Source organism: Pantoea sp. K16 (genome assembly GCF_048452805.1).
GTDB lineage: Bacteria > Pseudomonadota > Gammaproteobacteria > Enterobacterales > Enterobacteriaceae > Pantoea > Pantoea agglomerans.
In genome coordinates this window covers 37028-50743 of the sequence record NZ_JBLWNV010000012.1, presented here as the reverse complement: position 1 = coordinate 50743, position 13716 = coordinate 37028, and the positions used below count along the sequence as shown (strand labels likewise).

Annotated in this window: 14 protein-coding genes; 8 read left to right on the top strand and 6 right to left on the bottom strand. The window is 57.0% G+C overall.

Annotated features, from left to right (window positions below):
- Positions 1 to 32: 32 nt before the first annotated feature.
- On the bottom strand, positions 33 to 665 hold the full coding sequence (gene crp / locus ACK13D_RS16325; protein ID WP_003852956.1) for a cAMP-activated global transcriptional regulator CRP: 633 nt from the start codon (positions 663 to 665) through the stop codon (positions 33 to 35).
- Positions 666 to 968: 303 nt separating this feature from the next.
- On the opposite strand from crp, the gene ACK13D_RS16320 reads away from it, so the two are divergent.
- Positions 969 to 1373 carry an OsmC family protein gene (locus ACK13D_RS16320; protein WP_010253071.1) on the top strand — a complete coding sequence of 135 codons (405 nt, stop codon included), beginning with the start codon at positions 969 to 971 and terminating at the stop codon, positions 1371 to 1373.
- Between the two features lie 466 nt (positions 1374 to 1839).
- Here ACK13D_RS16320 and ACK13D_RS16315 read toward each other — a convergent pair whose 3' ends face one another.
- The 3 genes from ACK13D_RS16315 to ACK13D_RS16305 form a co-directional block, all read right to left on the bottom strand.
- Positions 1840 to 2709, bottom strand: a complete 870-nt coding sequence (locus ACK13D_RS16315) for a phosphoribulokinase (RefSeq protein ID WP_010253068.1) — start codon at positions 2707 to 2709, stop codon at positions 1840 to 1842.
- A gap of 61 nt (positions 2710 to 2770) precedes the next feature.
- A complete protein-coding gene (locus tag ACK13D_RS16310; protein WP_010253066.1) occupies positions 2771 to 2989 on the bottom strand; it encodes a YheU family protein in 219 nt (72 codons plus the stop codon).
- Between the two features lie 4 nt (positions 2990 to 2993).
- Positions 2994 to 4010 (bottom strand): hydrolase, encoded by a 1017-nt coding sequence (locus ACK13D_RS16305; RefSeq protein WP_033772981.1) that lies wholly within the window; start codon positions 4008 to 4010, stop codon positions 2994 to 2996.
- A 57-nt stretch (positions 4011 to 4067) separates the two neighbouring features.
- Here ACK13D_RS16305 and ACK13D_RS16300 point away from each other — a divergent pair, with 57 nt between their 5' ends.
- Positions 4068 to 4670 carry a LysE family translocator gene (locus ACK13D_RS16300; protein ID WP_418796868.1) on the top strand — a complete coding sequence of 201 codons (603 nt, stop codon included), beginning with the start codon at positions 4068 to 4070 and terminating at the stop codon, positions 4668 to 4670.
- A gap of 1 nt (position 4671) precedes the next feature.
- Here ACK13D_RS16300 and ACK13D_RS16295 read toward each other — a convergent pair whose 3' ends face one another.
- Positions 4672 to 5652 (bottom strand): LacI family DNA-binding transcriptional regulator, encoded by a 981-nt coding sequence (locus ACK13D_RS16295; RefSeq protein WP_010253055.1) that lies wholly within the window; start codon positions 5650 to 5652, stop codon positions 4672 to 4674.
- A gap of 236 nt (positions 5653 to 5888) precedes the next feature.
- On the opposite strand from ACK13D_RS16295, the gene tauA reads away from it, so the two are divergent.
- From tauA to tauD, 4 genes are read left to right on the top strand one after another with little or no spacing between them, the layout of a single operon-like run.
- Positions 5889 to 6866 (top strand): taurine ABC transporter substrate-binding protein, encoded by a 978-nt coding sequence (gene tauA, locus ACK13D_RS16290; RefSeq protein ID WP_080694248.1) that lies wholly within the window; start codon positions 5889 to 5891, stop codon positions 6864 to 6866.
- A 9-nt stretch (positions 6867 to 6875) separates the two neighbouring features.
- Positions 6876 to 7643 carry a taurine ABC transporter ATP-binding subunit gene (gene tauB / locus ACK13D_RS16285; RefSeq protein ID WP_010671580.1) on the top strand — a complete coding sequence of 256 codons (768 nt, stop codon included), beginning with the start codon at positions 6876 to 6878 and terminating at the stop codon, positions 7641 to 7643.
- Positions 7640 to 8467, top strand: coding sequence for a taurine ABC transporter permease TauC (gene tauC / locus ACK13D_RS16280; protein ID WP_010253046.1), 828 nt, complete (start codon positions 7640 to 7642; stop codon positions 8465 to 8467). Before tauB ends, tauC begins: the two co-directional genes overlap by 4 nt.
- Positions 8464 to 9303 (top strand): taurine dioxygenase, encoded by an 840-nt coding sequence (tauD, locus tag ACK13D_RS16275; RefSeq protein WP_033785674.1) that lies wholly within the window; start codon positions 8464 to 8466, stop codon positions 9301 to 9303. The genes tauC and tauD overlap by 4 nt, the downstream gene beginning before the upstream one ends.
- A 32-nt stretch (positions 9304 to 9335) precedes the next feature.
- Here the strand turns inward: tauD and ACK13D_RS16270 are convergent, their stop codons facing one another.
- Entirely contained in the window at positions 9336 to 11240 is a 1905-nt protein-coding gene (locus tag ACK13D_RS16270) for an ABC transporter ATP-binding protein (RefSeq protein ID WP_418796865.1), read from the bottom strand.
- A 112-nt stretch (positions 11241 to 11352) separates the two neighbouring features.
- Between ACK13D_RS16270 and kefG the strand changes: the two genes are divergently transcribed.
- Entirely contained in the window at positions 11353 to 11904 is a 552-nt protein-coding gene (gene kefG / locus ACK13D_RS16265) for a glutathione-regulated potassium-efflux system ancillary protein KefG (RefSeq protein ID WP_010253037.1), read from the top strand.
- A complete protein-coding gene (gene kefB / locus ACK13D_RS16260) occupies positions 11905 to 13710 on the top strand; it encodes a glutathione-regulated potassium-efflux system protein KefB (protein ID WP_010253035.1) in 1806 nt (601 codons plus the stop codon).
- The last annotated feature ends 6 nt before the right edge of the window (positions 13711 to 13716 follow it).

Genomic DNA, 13716 nt, shown 5'->3' with positions numbered 1-13716 from the left:
TGATGTTGCCATCACGCCGTGGGTGACAGGAATTAGCGGGTGCCGTAAACGACGATGGTTTTGCCGTGTGCGGAGATCAGGTTCTGATCTTCCAGCATCTTCAAAATACGGCCCACGGTTTCACGTGAACAACCAACAATCTGGCCAATTTCCTGACGAGTGATTTTAATTTGCATGCCGTCGGGATGCGTCATGGCATCTGGCTGCTTCGCCAGGTTGAGCAGGGTCTGTGCAATGCGTCCGGTTACGTCGAGGAAAGCGAGGTTACCCACTTTTTCAGACGTCACCTGCAGGCGACGCGCCATCTGCGATGAGAGTCGCATCAGGATGTCAGGGTTAACCTGGATCAGCTGACGGAATTTCTTGTAAGAAATTTCCGCCACTTCGCACGCGCTTTTCGCACGTACCCAGGCGCTGCGCTCCTGGCCTTCTTCGAACAGGCCAAGTTCACCAATAAAATCGCCCTGATTCAGGTAGGAAAGAATCATCTCTTTGCCTTCTTCATCTTTAATCAGAACCGCAACGGAACCTTTCACGATGTAGTAAAGCGTTTCTGCTTTTTCACCTTGGTGAATCAGCGTACTTTTGGATGGATACTTGTGAATATGGCAATGGGACAGGAACCATTCGAGTGTAGGGTCTGTTTGCGGTTTGCCGAGAACCATTCGCTATTATCCTCTGTTGTAATCGTGCCCAAAATACAGGGGGCAGTTTTCCCTGTCAGGCGGTGAAAGCTTCAAGCGTTTCCATTTCAGGAAATTATTCGGGCCGCATCAGGCGCAGTGCGCATCATCCTTCCCGGCTTCGTCATCGGGTGACGAAAAATATTTTCAGCACTGTTTGTAGCACAGCTTTTGCCGACTGTCTTCTGTTGTCTCGCTTCAGCTACGGGCGGATTTCTCTGGATTGCTGTTTACCAGGCGAAAGCGTACTCTGGCGACAAAACAGCGTATTCCGGAGCAAAAATCATGCAGGCAAGAGTGAAATGGGTAGAAGGGCTGACATTCCTCGGAGAATCCTCATCCGGCCATCAGATACTGATGGATGGAAATTCGGGTGATAAAGCGCCCAGCCCAATGGAGATGGTGCTGATGGCGGCGGGCGGATGCAGCGCGATTGACGTGGTATCAATTCTGCAAAAAGGCCGAAACGATGTGGCTGATTGTGAAGTAAAACTGACCTCAGAACGTCGTGAAGAGGCGCCGCGAATCTTTACGCACATCAACCTGCATTTTATCGTGAGTGGCAAAGCCCTCCAGGATAAAGCGGTCTCACGCGCCGTGGATCTTTCTGCTGAAAAATATTGCTCTGTGGCCATCATGCTGGGTAAAGGCGTCAACATTACCCATAGCTATGAAGTGATCGAACTTTAGTACTAGCAGGGATCTTTTAAGGTCGCGGGCAAAATCTGTCGTGCTCTGCTGTCAGACTGTGCCTGCGCTGGGAACCGGGTCAGATCGGAAAGTCGCTTAAGCCAATCCCTGGCCGCTCGGCCCGCGCCGTCCCTGGCGCGGGACGCTTTCCTCTTCTGACCCGGTTCCCAGCGTGTTGAACTTATCTATTGCTGCCAGATTCTTTCTGCCCAGGCGTTGTCTGTAGCGACCTTCCTGAAACCGGATGCGGTTGCCGGACGTGAAGCGAAGGGAGCATATACCTGTAGCAAAGCATCGCGGGCCAGGGATGGCCCGCGCTGAGCCTGCCAGGGATGGCGGTTTTGCGTCTTTGCGAAAGGTGTATGCTCCCTGAAGCCTGCTCAGCGGTAAGTCTTTAGCCGCAGGAAAGCCAGTTTTACCATCTTTATGAAAGACATCTGCTCTCAGAGCGGTTTTTGCTGGCCTCTTACTCTATTCGTTTGCCTTCCATCAGCCGCTTCACCAGCGGACCCATGATCAACTCCATCGCCAGACCCATTTTGCCGCCAGGCACCACTAGCGTATTGATGTGCGAGATAAACGAGCCCTGCAGCATCGCCAGCAGGTAGGGGAGGTCGATATCTTCCAGCGCCTGGAAGTGGATCACCACAAAGCTCTCATCCAGTGACGGAATAGCGCGGGCAGCGAACGGGTTTGAGGTATCGACCGTCGGGACGCGCTGAAAGTTGAGGTGAGTGCGTGAGAACTGTGGTGTGATGAAGTTGATGTAATCTTCCATCGAGCGCACCACCGAATCCATGACCGCTTCACGTGAATGGCCGCGCTCGCCGGTGTCGCGCACCAGCTTCTGAATCCACTCCAGGTTCACAATCGGCACCACGCCAACCAGCAGATCAACCTGTTCTGCTACGTTGTGCTGCGCCGTTACCACGCCGCCGTGCAGCCCTTCGTAGAAGAGAATATCGGTGTTCTGCGGCAGCGGTTGCCACGGCGTAAAGGTGCCGGGCACCTGATTCCACGGCACCGCTTCATCGTAGGTGTGCAGATATTTACGCGACTGGCCCTGTCCGCTCTGACCATACTCTTTAAAGCTCTGCTCCAGCAGGCCAAAGTCATTGGCTTCCGGGCCGAAGTAGCTGACATGACGTCCTAAATCGCGCGCCTTACGAATCGCCATATCCATTTCAGGGCGGGTAAAGCGGTGAAAACTGTCACCTTCCAGCTCCGCCGCATGAAGATCGAGCTGCTGAAAGATTTTGCGAAACGCCACGCTGGTGGTGGTGGTCCCTGCGCCGCTGGAACCAGTCACCGCGATAATGGGATGACGTGCAGACATAGAAAAGCTCCCTGTGAGGTCGGGCAATAGGCATTGTTAACACGAAATGCCGTTGGGTGCATCAGCCACGAAATTCTTTGCGCGGCATGATATTGACCGATTCGTGCAGTTCCGACCACACCAGCACCACTTCACCCGTTTCCAGCTGACGTCGCACATCGGCCACCTTGTCGATCAGGCTGCGTTCCTGCTCGCCATAGTCCGTGCCTTCGCGCAGCACAAAGGTTTCAATCAGATTTTCAAGGGTCTCAGGTGAGACCTGTTGCCAGGGAATAATCACGAGATCAGTTATCCAGAAAAGGGGCGATCCACTGGGGGATACGCTGTTCCAGCCACATTTCAGGCTGGCGTAATGTCCCACCAACAAAACCTACATGGCCGCCGTGTGGTGTCAGTTGATAAGTAATAGTGGCAGATAATTGGCTGCTGTGCGGGATCACCTCATCACTCATAAAAGGATCATCTTTGGCGTGAATGATCAGCAGCGGTTTCTCTGCGTGCTTCAGCCAGGGCATGGCGCTGGCACGATGATAGTAATCGGCCGCATCCAGAAAACCGTGGGCGCGGGCGGTAATGGCATCATCAAAGTCGCGCAGTCGCCGTAGCGCTTTCAGCTGCGCCAGATTGACCGGCAGCGTATCCGGCCAGGCGTGCAGTTTACGGCGGGCATTTTTCTTGAGCTGCGCCAGCAAATAGTATTGATAGACGCGTGAGAAGCCGCGTTCCAGTTTTACGCTACAGGGCTCCAGCAGCAGCGGAGCGGAGACAATGACACCCGCGTCTACCTCAGCGGCTGCGCCCTGCTGGCCCAGCAGGCAGCCCAGCATGTTACCGCCCAGCGAGAAACCCACCGCCGCGGTGGGTACGCGGCCCCAGCGGGTGCGCAGCCAGTGCAGAAAAAAGCGGGCATCTTCGGTTTCGCCGGAGTGATAGATGCGGTTGAGCCGATTCGGTTCGCCGCTGCAGCCGCGAAAATGCATCACCACCGCCAGCCAGCCGCGCGCATGGCAGATCGCCATCAGTCCATGAATATAGGGGCTATGAAAACTGCCCTCCAGCCCATGAAACAGCACCACGCGCGGTTTATGCTGCGCGAACTGCGGATCTTCACTCCAGGCGAGATCGACGAAGTCGCCATCCGGCAGGTCGAGACGTTGCCAGTGGGGATCGCCCGTGATACGACGACGTAGCAGGCGCGGCAGCAGGGTCTGCAGGTGCGCGTTACGCAGACTCTCAGGAGGCGTGAAGTGCTCGTTTTCCGGTCCGGTAAATTTCATGTGGTAAAAGCTTGTCTGTTCCATATCACACTGTTAGCTTCGATAAGTTTTTTCTTGCAGGGTAAGGAGTACCCGATTGCCATGGAACTGAGTCTTTTCTTATCAATGTTGGGATTTCTTTGGGTCGCGGCCATTACGCCCGGGCCTAATAATATGTTACTCACCGCCTCGGGCGCTAATTTTGGCTTTATGCGCACCATTCCGCTGATGATTGGAATCATGTTCGGAATGCAGGTGATGCTGCTGATGGTGGCCTTTGGCGTCGGCGGGCTGATCCTGCTCTATCCTTCGCTGCACCTGGTGCTGAAAATCGCCGGTAGCCTCTATCTGCTCTGGCTGGCATGGAAAATCGCTACTGCCAGTTATGAGAAGCTGGAAACCGATCAGGCGCCGGATGCGCCGATGCCCTTCTGGCAGGGCGGATTGTTGCAGTTGATCAATCCCAAGGCCTGGCTGATGGCGCTGGGCGCGGTCGCCAGCTTCAGCCTGGCCGGTGACGCATATCGCCATTCAGTGATGGCGATAAGCATCGGCATGTTTCTGGTTAATCTGGTATCGGGTGTTATCTGGATGGGATTTGGTGCGATGATCGGCCGCATTCTGCGCAGCCGTCGCGCCTGGAAAATTTTTAACCTCGCCATGGGGCTGCTGACCGCCGCCTGCGTGCTGTTAATCTGGCACTAAATTAGCTGGATGCGCGTTCAACGCGCGTCCAGGGCAGCACCTCGCGGATGACTGGCGCATTAGGATTGCGGATCTTCTGCAGCAGCAATTGCACGCTACGCGCGCCCAGCTGGTTCATCGGCTGCTCGATGGTCGTCAGCGGCGGATTCAGGCTGCGGGTAAACGACACGCCATCAAACCCGACCACCGCCAGATCTTCCGGCACGCGCAGACCCGCTTCCAGCGCCGCATGCACCACGCCTACCGCCAGCACATCTGAAACCGCAAACACCGCATCCGGCGGTTCCGGCAGCGCCATCAACTCCCTCAGCCCCTGACTGCCCGCCTCACAGGAGATTTCGTAAGTGTAGGAGACGCCGGACCACGCATACCCCAGCTCCTCAATCGCCTGCCGGTAGCCCTTTTCACGATGATGTGAGTAAAGGTAACGCATGTCGCCATTGATCAGCCCGATGCGTTTACGCCCTTTACCGGCAAGGTAATGGACGGTGTCTCGCGCAGCTTCAAGGTGATCAATGCTGACCGAGGAGGCGGGGATATCCGGATCAAATTCGCAGCACTGCACCCACGGCGCACCGGCGATGAGGGCCTGCAAATCCTGTAAACCGGAGGCCGCATCCATCGTAATCACGCCATCGACCACTTTTCCGGTCAGCAGGGAGAGATAAGCGGCTTCACGCTGGAGCTGCGAGGCGGAGTTACAGAGCAGGATGTGATAGCCGTGCAGTTCCGCTTCGGCCTCGATGCCCTGAACCACGCGTGAACAGAAGGGATTGGTGATATCCGAGATCAGCACCAGCAGCATGTTGCTTTGCGACGTACGCAGCTGACGCGCCAGTAAGTTGGGCTGATAGTCGCAGGCAGAGATTGCCGCCAGAACTTTCTCACGCGTATCGGGCTTCACGCCGGGATGCGCGTTGAGAACCCGCGATACCGTGGCTTTGGAGACGCCAGCCAGCTGAGCGACTTTCTCGATCGACATCGGATTCAGAAACCTTAACAGGCAATAATTGGGAACGCATATGAATAGCACAGGGACAATGTGAGCGCCTGACATTTTTGCTTACTTTAGCTATTTTCAGCATTTGCGATTTTTGACTTAGTTTTGCAGATAGTGATCTAAGAACTTATTTCTATTAGGGATAATTTTTAATTCCTTTATGAAACTATAGCGCGCAGAGACACTGCCTCCACTATAAAAACGGTGGGGTAGTGATCATGGCAGCAACACGTTTAACTTTTTTAGCCGCAGCGCTGGCGCTGCTGGCGTTTCGGGCTGATGCGGTCAATGTCACCGTGGCTTACCAGACCTCGGCTGAGCCGGCGAAAGTGGCGCAGGCTGACAACAGCTTTGCGAAAGAGAGCGGGGCCAGCGTTGACTGGCGCAAATTTGACAGCGGCGCCGGGGTATTACGTGCGATGGCGTCCGGTGACGTCCAGATTGGCAATATCGGTTCCAGCCCGTTAGCGGTCGCGGCGGCGCAGAAGCTGCCGATTGAAGCCTTTTTACTCGCCTCTCAGCTGGGCAACTCTGAAGCGCTGGTGGTGAAGAAGAGCATCACTACGCCCAAAGATTTAATTGGCAAACGCATCGCGGTGCCGTTCATCTCTACCACCCACTACAGCCTGCTGGCTGCGCTGAAACACTGGGGCATCAAACCGTCACAGGTGCAGCTGGTCAATCTGCAGCCGCCAGCGATTATTGCTGCCTGGCAGCGTGGCGACATTGATGGCGCTTACGTCTGGGCACCGGCGGTTAATGAGCTGGAAAAAGAGGGCAAAGTGTTAACCGACTCTGCGGAAGTGGGAAGCTGGGGATCGCCGACGCTGGATGTCTGGGTGGTACGCAAAGATTTTGCTCAGCAGCATCCGGAGATCGTGACTGCTTTTGCCCGCAGCGCGCTTGACGCGCAGCAGGCCTACCTGAATAGCCCCGACAGCTGGCTGAAGCAGTCCGATAACCTCAGCAAACTCTCTCGCCTCAGCGGTGTGCCGGAAGCACAGGTGCCCGGTCTGGTGAAGGGCAATACCTACCTCACGGCGCAGCAGCAGGTTGAGCAACTGGGCAAACCGGTCAATAAAGCGATCGTCGATACCGCGCAGTTTCTGAAAGCACAGGGCCGGGTGCCGCAGGCGGATAACGACTACAGCAGCTATGTGACCTCCCGTTTCGTCGAGCCATTAGTTAAACCTTAAGGAGGCACTATGCTGCGCATCGCTCACCTTAATGCCCGTTATGCCGGACAGCCGGTGTTGCAGGATATCAATCTGCAGCTGGATAGCCATGAACTGCTGGTGGTGCTCGGCCCCTCCGGCTGCGGCAAAACCACACTGCTCAATCTGGTTGCCGGTTTCCTGCCGGTGGAGTCGGGCAGCATCACGCTGGATAACCAGCCGGTGACCGGGCCTGGTGCGGAGCGCGGCGTGGTGTTTCAGCATGAAGGATTACTGCCGTGGCGCAACGTGCTGGATAACGTCGCCTTTGGCTTGCAGCTGGCGGGGATGTCGCGCCCGGATCGCGACGCGATTGCCCGCCGGTTAATCAGGCAGGTGGGGCTTGAAGGTGCGGAAAAGCGCGCCATCTGGCAGTTGTCCGGCGGTCAGCGTCAGCGGGTGGGCATTGCGCGCGCGCTGGCCACGGATCCACAACTGCTGTTGCTGGATGAGCCTTTCGGCGCACTGGATGCCTTTACCCGAGAGCAGATGCAAACCCTGCTGCTGACGCTGTGGCGCGACAGCGGTAAACAGATTCTGCTGATTACGCACGACATAGAAGAGGCGATTTTCCTGGCCAGCGAACTGATTCTGCTGTCGCCAGGACCGGGCCGCATCGTTGAGCGGCTGCGTCCTGGCTTTGGTCAGCGCTTTGCCGCAGGGGAGTCGTGCCGCAGCATCAAATCCGATCCGCAGTTTATCGCCCAGCGCGAGTATGTGCTGAGCCGGGTCTTTGATCAGCGGGAGGCGTTTGCATGAGTGCACTAATCAATGACAAGTCTCTGCCGGTGCGCCGTCGTTTGCGCTGGCCGTTTTCAACCGCCTTTACGCTGAGCATGCTGAGTCTCTCTCTGCTGTTGCTGCTCTGGTGGGGCGTGACCGCGCTGGGCCTGATTGCCCCGCTGTTCCTGCCGTCGCCGCAGCAGGTGTTAAGCAAGCTGTTGCTGATTGCCAGCGCGCAGGGCTTTATGGATGCCACGCTGTGGCAGCATCTGGCCGCCAGCCTGACACGAATGCTGATTGCGCTGACTGCCGCTGCCGCCATCGGTATTCCTGTAGGGATCCTGATGGGCCTCAGCCCGGTCGCTCGCGGGTTGCTCGATCCTCTGATTGAACTCTATCGCCCGATTCCGCCACTCGCCTATCTGCCATTGATGGTGATCTGGTTCGGCATTGGTGAGACCTCGAAAATCCTGCTGATCTATCTGGCGATTTTCGCGCCGGTGACGCTTTCCACCCTGGCCGGTGTGCGTAACACGCAGCAGGTCCGACTGCGTGCGGCGCGCTCGCTGGGGGCTAACCGCTGGCAACTGCTGCGCTGGGTGATTCTGCCAGGCGCGTTGCCGGAGATCCTCACCGGTCTGCGCATCGGTCTGGGGGTTGGCTGGTCAACGCTGGTGGCCGCTGAGCTGATTGCCGCCACGCGGGGTCTGGGTTTTATGGTGCAGTCAGCAGGAGAATTCCTCGCCACCGATGTGGTGCTGGCGGGTATCGCGGTAATCGCCTTTATTGCTTTTAGCTTAGAACTCGGGCTCCGCGCGTTGCAGCGCCGTCTGACGCCCTGGAGTGGAGAACAATCATGAACGAACGTCTCAGTTTTACCCCGCTTGGCCCGTACATTGGCGCGCAGGTCTCAAACCTGGATGTGTCTCGCCCATTGAGTGATGCTCAGTTTGAGCAGCTTTATCATGGCCTGCTTCGTCATCAGGTGCTGTTTCTGCGTGACCAGAAAATAACGCCGGAACAGCACCGCGCGCTGGCAATCCGCTTTGGCGATCTGCACATCCATCCGGTCTATCCGCATGCGGAAGGCGTCGAGGAGATTATCGTGCTGGATACCCATCAGGATAATCCGCCAGATAATGACAACTGGCATACCGATGTCACCTTTATTGATACGCCGCCAGCGATCGCCTTGCTGGCCTCGAAGGTGTTACCGGAGTCGGGGGGTGACACGCTCTGGACCAGCGGCATTGCGGCTTACGAAGCGCTCTCTGAACCCTTTAAACAGTTGCTGGCAGGTCTCCATGCCGAGCATGATTTCAAAAAGTCATTCCAGGAGTATAAGTACCGCAAAACCGAGGACGAGCATCAGCGCTGGCAGCAGGCGGTAGCAAAACATCCGCCGGTGCAGCATCCGGTCATCCGCACCCATCCGGTCAGCGGCAAAAAAGCGCTGTTTGTGAATGAGGGCTTTACCACGCGGATCGTCGATTTAAGCGAGAAAGAGAGTGATGCGGTGCTGGGCTTTCTGTTTGCGCACGCCACCAAACCGGAGTTTCAGGTGCGCTGGCGCTGGCAGCCAGACGATCTGGCTATCTGGGATAATCGGGTCACGCAGCATTATGCCAATGCTGATTACTATCCTGCCCGGCGCATTATGCAGCGGGCAACGGTGCTGGGCGATAAACCCCGTTAAAAGAGAATCTCCCCGCTCGCGGGGAGATTTTTTTATGAGGCCATAATCTGTTCGAGCTGTTCCTGCGCTTCCAGCCACGCCATCTCCACCTCTTCCAGCGCAGATTTGCTCTCCGCCTGACGCTGCAGCGCGGTGGTCAGGTCCGCTTTACGGCTCTGTTCATAGATAGCGCTGTCTGAGAGCTGAGCTTCGGCTTCGGCCAGCTGGCTCTGCCATTTGCTCATCTGCTTTTCCAGCTTCTCTATCTCTTTGCGCAGCGGCTGCGTCTGGGTGCGCAGTTCAGCATCACGACGCTTCTGGTCTTTACGCGCCTGGGCACTGTTGCCGTTATCCTGCTTCGGCGCGGCATCCTGTTGCGCCTGCTGCTTCTGCAGATCGCTCAGCCACTTCTGATAATCTCCGAGATCGCCTTCAAACACATCCACTTTGCCATCATGCACCAGATAGAGATCGTCGGTGGTCGCGCGCAGCAGATGTCGGTCGTGCGATACCACGACCAGCGCACCTTCGAAGTCGATCAACGCTTCGGTCAGCGCCTGGCGCATATCGAGATCGAGGTGGTTGGTGGGTTCATCCAGCAGCAGCAGGTTAGGGCGCTGCCAGACAATCAGCGCCAGCACCAGTCGCGCTTTCTCTCCGCCGGAGAAGCGCTCAGTGATTTCAGTGACTTTATCGCCGCGGAAATCGAAGCCCCCCAGATAGTCGCGCAGCTGCTGTTCCAGCACCTCAGGCGCAATACGCGACAGATGCTGCAGCGGTGACTCATCGGCTCGCAGATACTCCAGCTGATGCTGAGCGAAGTAACCAAGCTTGATCCCTTTCGCCAGACCCATCTTGCCGTCCATCGCCTCCAGCTCACCCGCCAGCAGCTTAATCAGGGTCGATTTACCGGCACCGTTACGTCCCAGCAGGCCGATGCGCGAGCCGGGGACCAGGTTGAGCTTGATGGCGTCGAGAATAATACGGTCGCCATAACCCGCAGTGACCTTCTCCATCTTCATCAGTGGATTAGGCAGGTTCTCCGGCTTGCGGAAAGTGAAGCTGAATGGGTTATCGACATGGGCGGGCGCAATCATCTCCATGCGCTCCAGCATCTTGATGCGGCTCTGCGCCTGCTTCGCCTTGGTGGCCTGGGCACGGAAGCGATCAATGTAGCTGTGCAGGTGCGCCACTTTCTCCTGCTGGCTCTCATACAGCGACTGCTGCTGAGCCAGTTTGGCGACGCGCTGCCGCTCAAAGGAGCTGTAGTTGCCGGTATATTCGAACATCGACTCCTGTTCGATATGAATAATTTTGTCGATGACGGGATCGAGGAAGTCACGATCGTGCGAAATCAGGATCAGCGTGCCTTCATAACTCTTCAGCCAGCGCTCCAGCCAGATCACCGCATCGAGATCGAGGTGGTTGGTCGGTTCATCCAGCAGCAGCAGATCGGAACGGCAAATCAGCGCCTGTGCCAGGTTGAGGCGCATGCGCCAGCCACCCGAGAAGTCGCTGACCGGGCGTTGCAGCTGTTCCTGACTGAAGCCCAGACCATGCAGCAGGCTTGAGGCGCGCGCATGGATGCTCCACGCCTGCACCGCGTCCAGCTTGCCATGCAGCAGCGCGATGGCATTGCCATCGTCACGCAGATTGGCGTCCGCCAGTTCTGCTTCAAGCTGGCGAAACTGGCGATCGCCATCAATCACGTACTCCAGCGCGGCTTTATCCAGCGCGGGGGTTTCCTGATTCACCCAGGCCAGCGCCCAGTGAGTGGGGAAAGTGACGGTACCGGCATCGCTGGTGATTTCACCTTTTAACAGCGACAGCAGCGTGGATTTTCCACAGCCGTTTTTACCCACCAGCCCGACCTTCTGGCCGGGATTAATGGTGGCGGTGGCATTGTCGAGCAGGACGCGGATGCCGCGGCGAATTTGTAAGGCTGAGAAGACAATCATGTAAGCGCCGTATCGTCAGAATATGTTAATTTACTGGCAACATAATGAGATTTTGCTGCGTCGTGCATGGTAGCGGAAAACCGCACCAATGACGACGCTTTGGAGGGAAAGGATGTCGCAGCCACCCAGGGTTTTGCTGCTTTATGCTCATCCGGAATCACAGGATTCGATCGCCAATCGTATTCTGCTGCAGCCGGCTCAGGCACTGGAACACGTTACCGTGCACGATCTGTACGCAACCTATCCGGATTTTTTTATCGATATTCACCATGAACAACAGCTGCTGCGTGAACATGATGTCATCATTTTTCAGCATCCGCTCTATACCTATAGCTGTCCGGCGCTGCTGAAAGAGTGGCTGGACAGAGTTCTGTCGCGCGGTTTCGCCAATGGCGTGGATGGCAATGCGCTGGAAGGAAAGTACTGGCGCAGCGTCGTCACCACCGGAGAACCGGAAAGTGCCTTCAGACACCAGGGGCTGAACCGCTATTCGCTCAATGACATTATGCGTCCTTTTGAGCTGACCGCGCAGATGTGCCGTATGCACTGGATGCCGCCGATGATCGTCTACTGGGCGCGTCGTCAGAGTCCTGAATTAATGAAAAATTACGCCCGCGCCTATGGCGACTGGCTGGCGGCACCGCTGCCGAATGGAGGGGTATAGATGGAAGGGCAAACGCTGCTGACCGCCGGGGTGATTTATCTGGTCGCGGCGGTATTGATTGTACCGGTGGCGGCGCGCCTCGGTATTGGTGCAGTTCTGGGCTATCTGGTGGCGGGTATCGCTATCGGCCCGTGGGGATTAGGCTTTATCAGCGACGTCGACGAGATTCTGCACTTCTCTGAGCTCGGCGTGGTGTTCCTGATGTTTATTATCGGGCTGGAGCTGAACCCGGCAAAGCTGTGGGCGCTGCGCCGCTCCATTTTTGGCGTCGGCGCGGCGCAGGTGATCTTCTCAGCGGCGATTCTGGGCGGCTTATTGTGGCTGACCAACTTTAGCTGGCAGGCGGCGATCATTGGCGGGATTGGTCTGGCGATGTCCTCGACCGCCATGGCCCTGCAGCTGATGATGGATAAAGGCATGAATCGCAGCGAAGCGGGGCAACTGGGCTTTTCGGTGTTGCTGTTTCAGGATATCGCGGTGATCCCAGCCCTGGCGCTGATCCCGCTGCTGGCCGGAACCGACAGCGGTCATATCGACTGGATGAAGGTCGGCATGAAAGTACTGGCGTTTGCCGGCATGCTGGTAGGCGGACGCTATCTGCTGCGGCCTATCTTCCGTTACATCGCTGCGTCGGGCGTGCGCGAAGTCTTTACCGCCGCTTCGCTGCTGCTGGTGCTGGGCTCGGCGCTGTTTATGGATGCGCTGGGTCTGTCGATGGCGCTGGGGACCTTTATTGCCGGGATCCTGCTGGCGGAGAGCGAGTACCGGCATGAGCTGGAAGTCGCCATCGACCCGTTTAAAGGTTTACTGCTGGGCCTGTTCTTTATTTCGGTTGGCATGGCGCTCAACCTCGGTGTGCTCTATACCCATATTGTGACCATCCTGCTGGGTGTCGTGACGCTGGTGGCGGTGAAAACGCTGGTGCTCTATCTGCTGGCGCGCATTTATGGCTTGCGCAGCTCTGAGCGGCAGCAGTTTGCTGGCGTGCTGAGTCAGGGGGGCGAGTTCGCCTTTGTGCTCTTTTCAGCGGCCTCCTCGGCAAAGCTGTTCTCTGGCGATCAACTGCCGATGCTGCTGGTGACGGTGACCCTGTCGATGATGACTACGCCGCTGCTGATGAAGGGAATCGATCGTCTGCTGGCACGCCGCTTCAATGAGCCGGATGACGAGGCAGAGAAACACTTTGTCGAAGACGATCAGCCGCAGGTGATTGTGGTGGGCTTTGGTCGCTTCGGGCAGGTGGTGGGGCGTTTGCTGATGGCGAATAACAAACGCATCACCGTGCTTGAGCGCGATATCAGTGCAGTCAGTCTGATGCGGAAATATGGCTATAAGGTTTATTACGGCGACGCTACTGAACTGGAGTTGCTGCGGGCAGCCGGTGCGGCCAGCGCTCAGGCGATTGTGATCACCTGTAACGAGCCCGAAGATGTGATGACGATTGTACATCTGTGCCAGCAGCATTTTCCGCAGTTGCAGATTCAGGCGCGCGCCCGGGGCCGTGTAGAAGCGCATGAACTGCTTCAGGCGGGCGTCACGCAGTTCTCGCGTGAGACCTTCTCCAGTGCGCTGGAGCTGGGACGTAAAACGCTGATGACGCTGGGGATGCATCCGCATCAGGCGCACCGCGCCCAGCAGTATTTCCGCCATCTTGATATGCGGATGCTGCGCGAGCTGATGCCCAATCTCTCTGAAAGCGCGCAGGCTTCGCGCGTCCGTGAAGCGCGGCGCGAACTGGAAGATATCTTCCAGCGCGAAATGCAGCGCGAAAAGCGGCAGATCGACGGCTGGGACGATGATGAATAACCTCTT

Bases quoted from the DNA above. Each gene is read 5' to 3' on its own strand.
- crp (WP_003852956.1), bottom strand. From the start codon at position 665: ATGGTTCTCGGCAAACCGCAAACAGACCCTACACTCGAATGGTTCCTG.
- ACK13D_RS16320 (WP_010253071.1), top strand. From the start codon at position 969: ATGCAGGCAAGAGTGAAATGGGTAGAAGGGCTGACATTCCTCGGAGAA.
- ACK13D_RS16315 (WP_010253068.1), bottom strand. From the start codon at position 2,709: ATGTCTGCACGTCATCCCATTATCGCGGTGACTGGTTCCAGCGGCGCA.
- ACK13D_RS16305 (WP_033772981.1), bottom strand. From the start codon at position 4,010: ATGGAACAGACAAGCTTTTACCACATGAAATTTACCGGACCGGAAAAC.
- ACK13D_RS16300 (WP_418796868.1), top strand. From the start codon at position 4,068: ATGGAACTGAGTCTTTTCTTATCAATGTTGGGATTTCTTTGGGTCGCG.
- ACK13D_RS16295 (WP_010253055.1), bottom strand. From the start codon at position 5,652: ATGTCGATCGAGAAAGTCGCTCAGCTGGCTGGCGTCTCCAAAGCCACG.
- tauA (WP_080694248.1), top strand. From the start codon at position 5,889: ATGGCAGCAACACGTTTAACTTTTTTAGCCGCAGCGCTGGCGCTGCTG.
- tauB (WP_010671580.1), top strand. From the start codon at position 6,876: ATGCTGCGCATCGCTCACCTTAATGCCCGTTATGCCGGACAGCCGGTG.
- tauC (WP_010253046.1), top strand. From the start codon at position 7,640: ATGAGTGCACTAATCAATGACAAGTCTCTGCCGGTGCGCCGTCGTTTG.
- tauD (WP_033785674.1), top strand. From the start codon at position 8,464: ATGAACGAACGTCTCAGTTTTACCCCGCTTGGCCCGTACATTGGCGCG.
- ACK13D_RS16270 (WP_418796865.1), bottom strand. From the start codon at position 11,240: ATGATTGTCTTCTCAGCCTTACAAATTCGCCGCGGCATCCGCGTCCTG.
- kefG (WP_010253037.1), top strand. From the start codon at position 11,353: ATGTCGCAGCCACCCAGGGTTTTGCTGCTTTATGCTCATCCGGAATCA.
- kefB (WP_010253035.1), top strand. From the start codon at position 11,905: ATGGAAGGGCAAACGCTGCTGACCGCCGGGGTGATTTATCTGGTCGCG.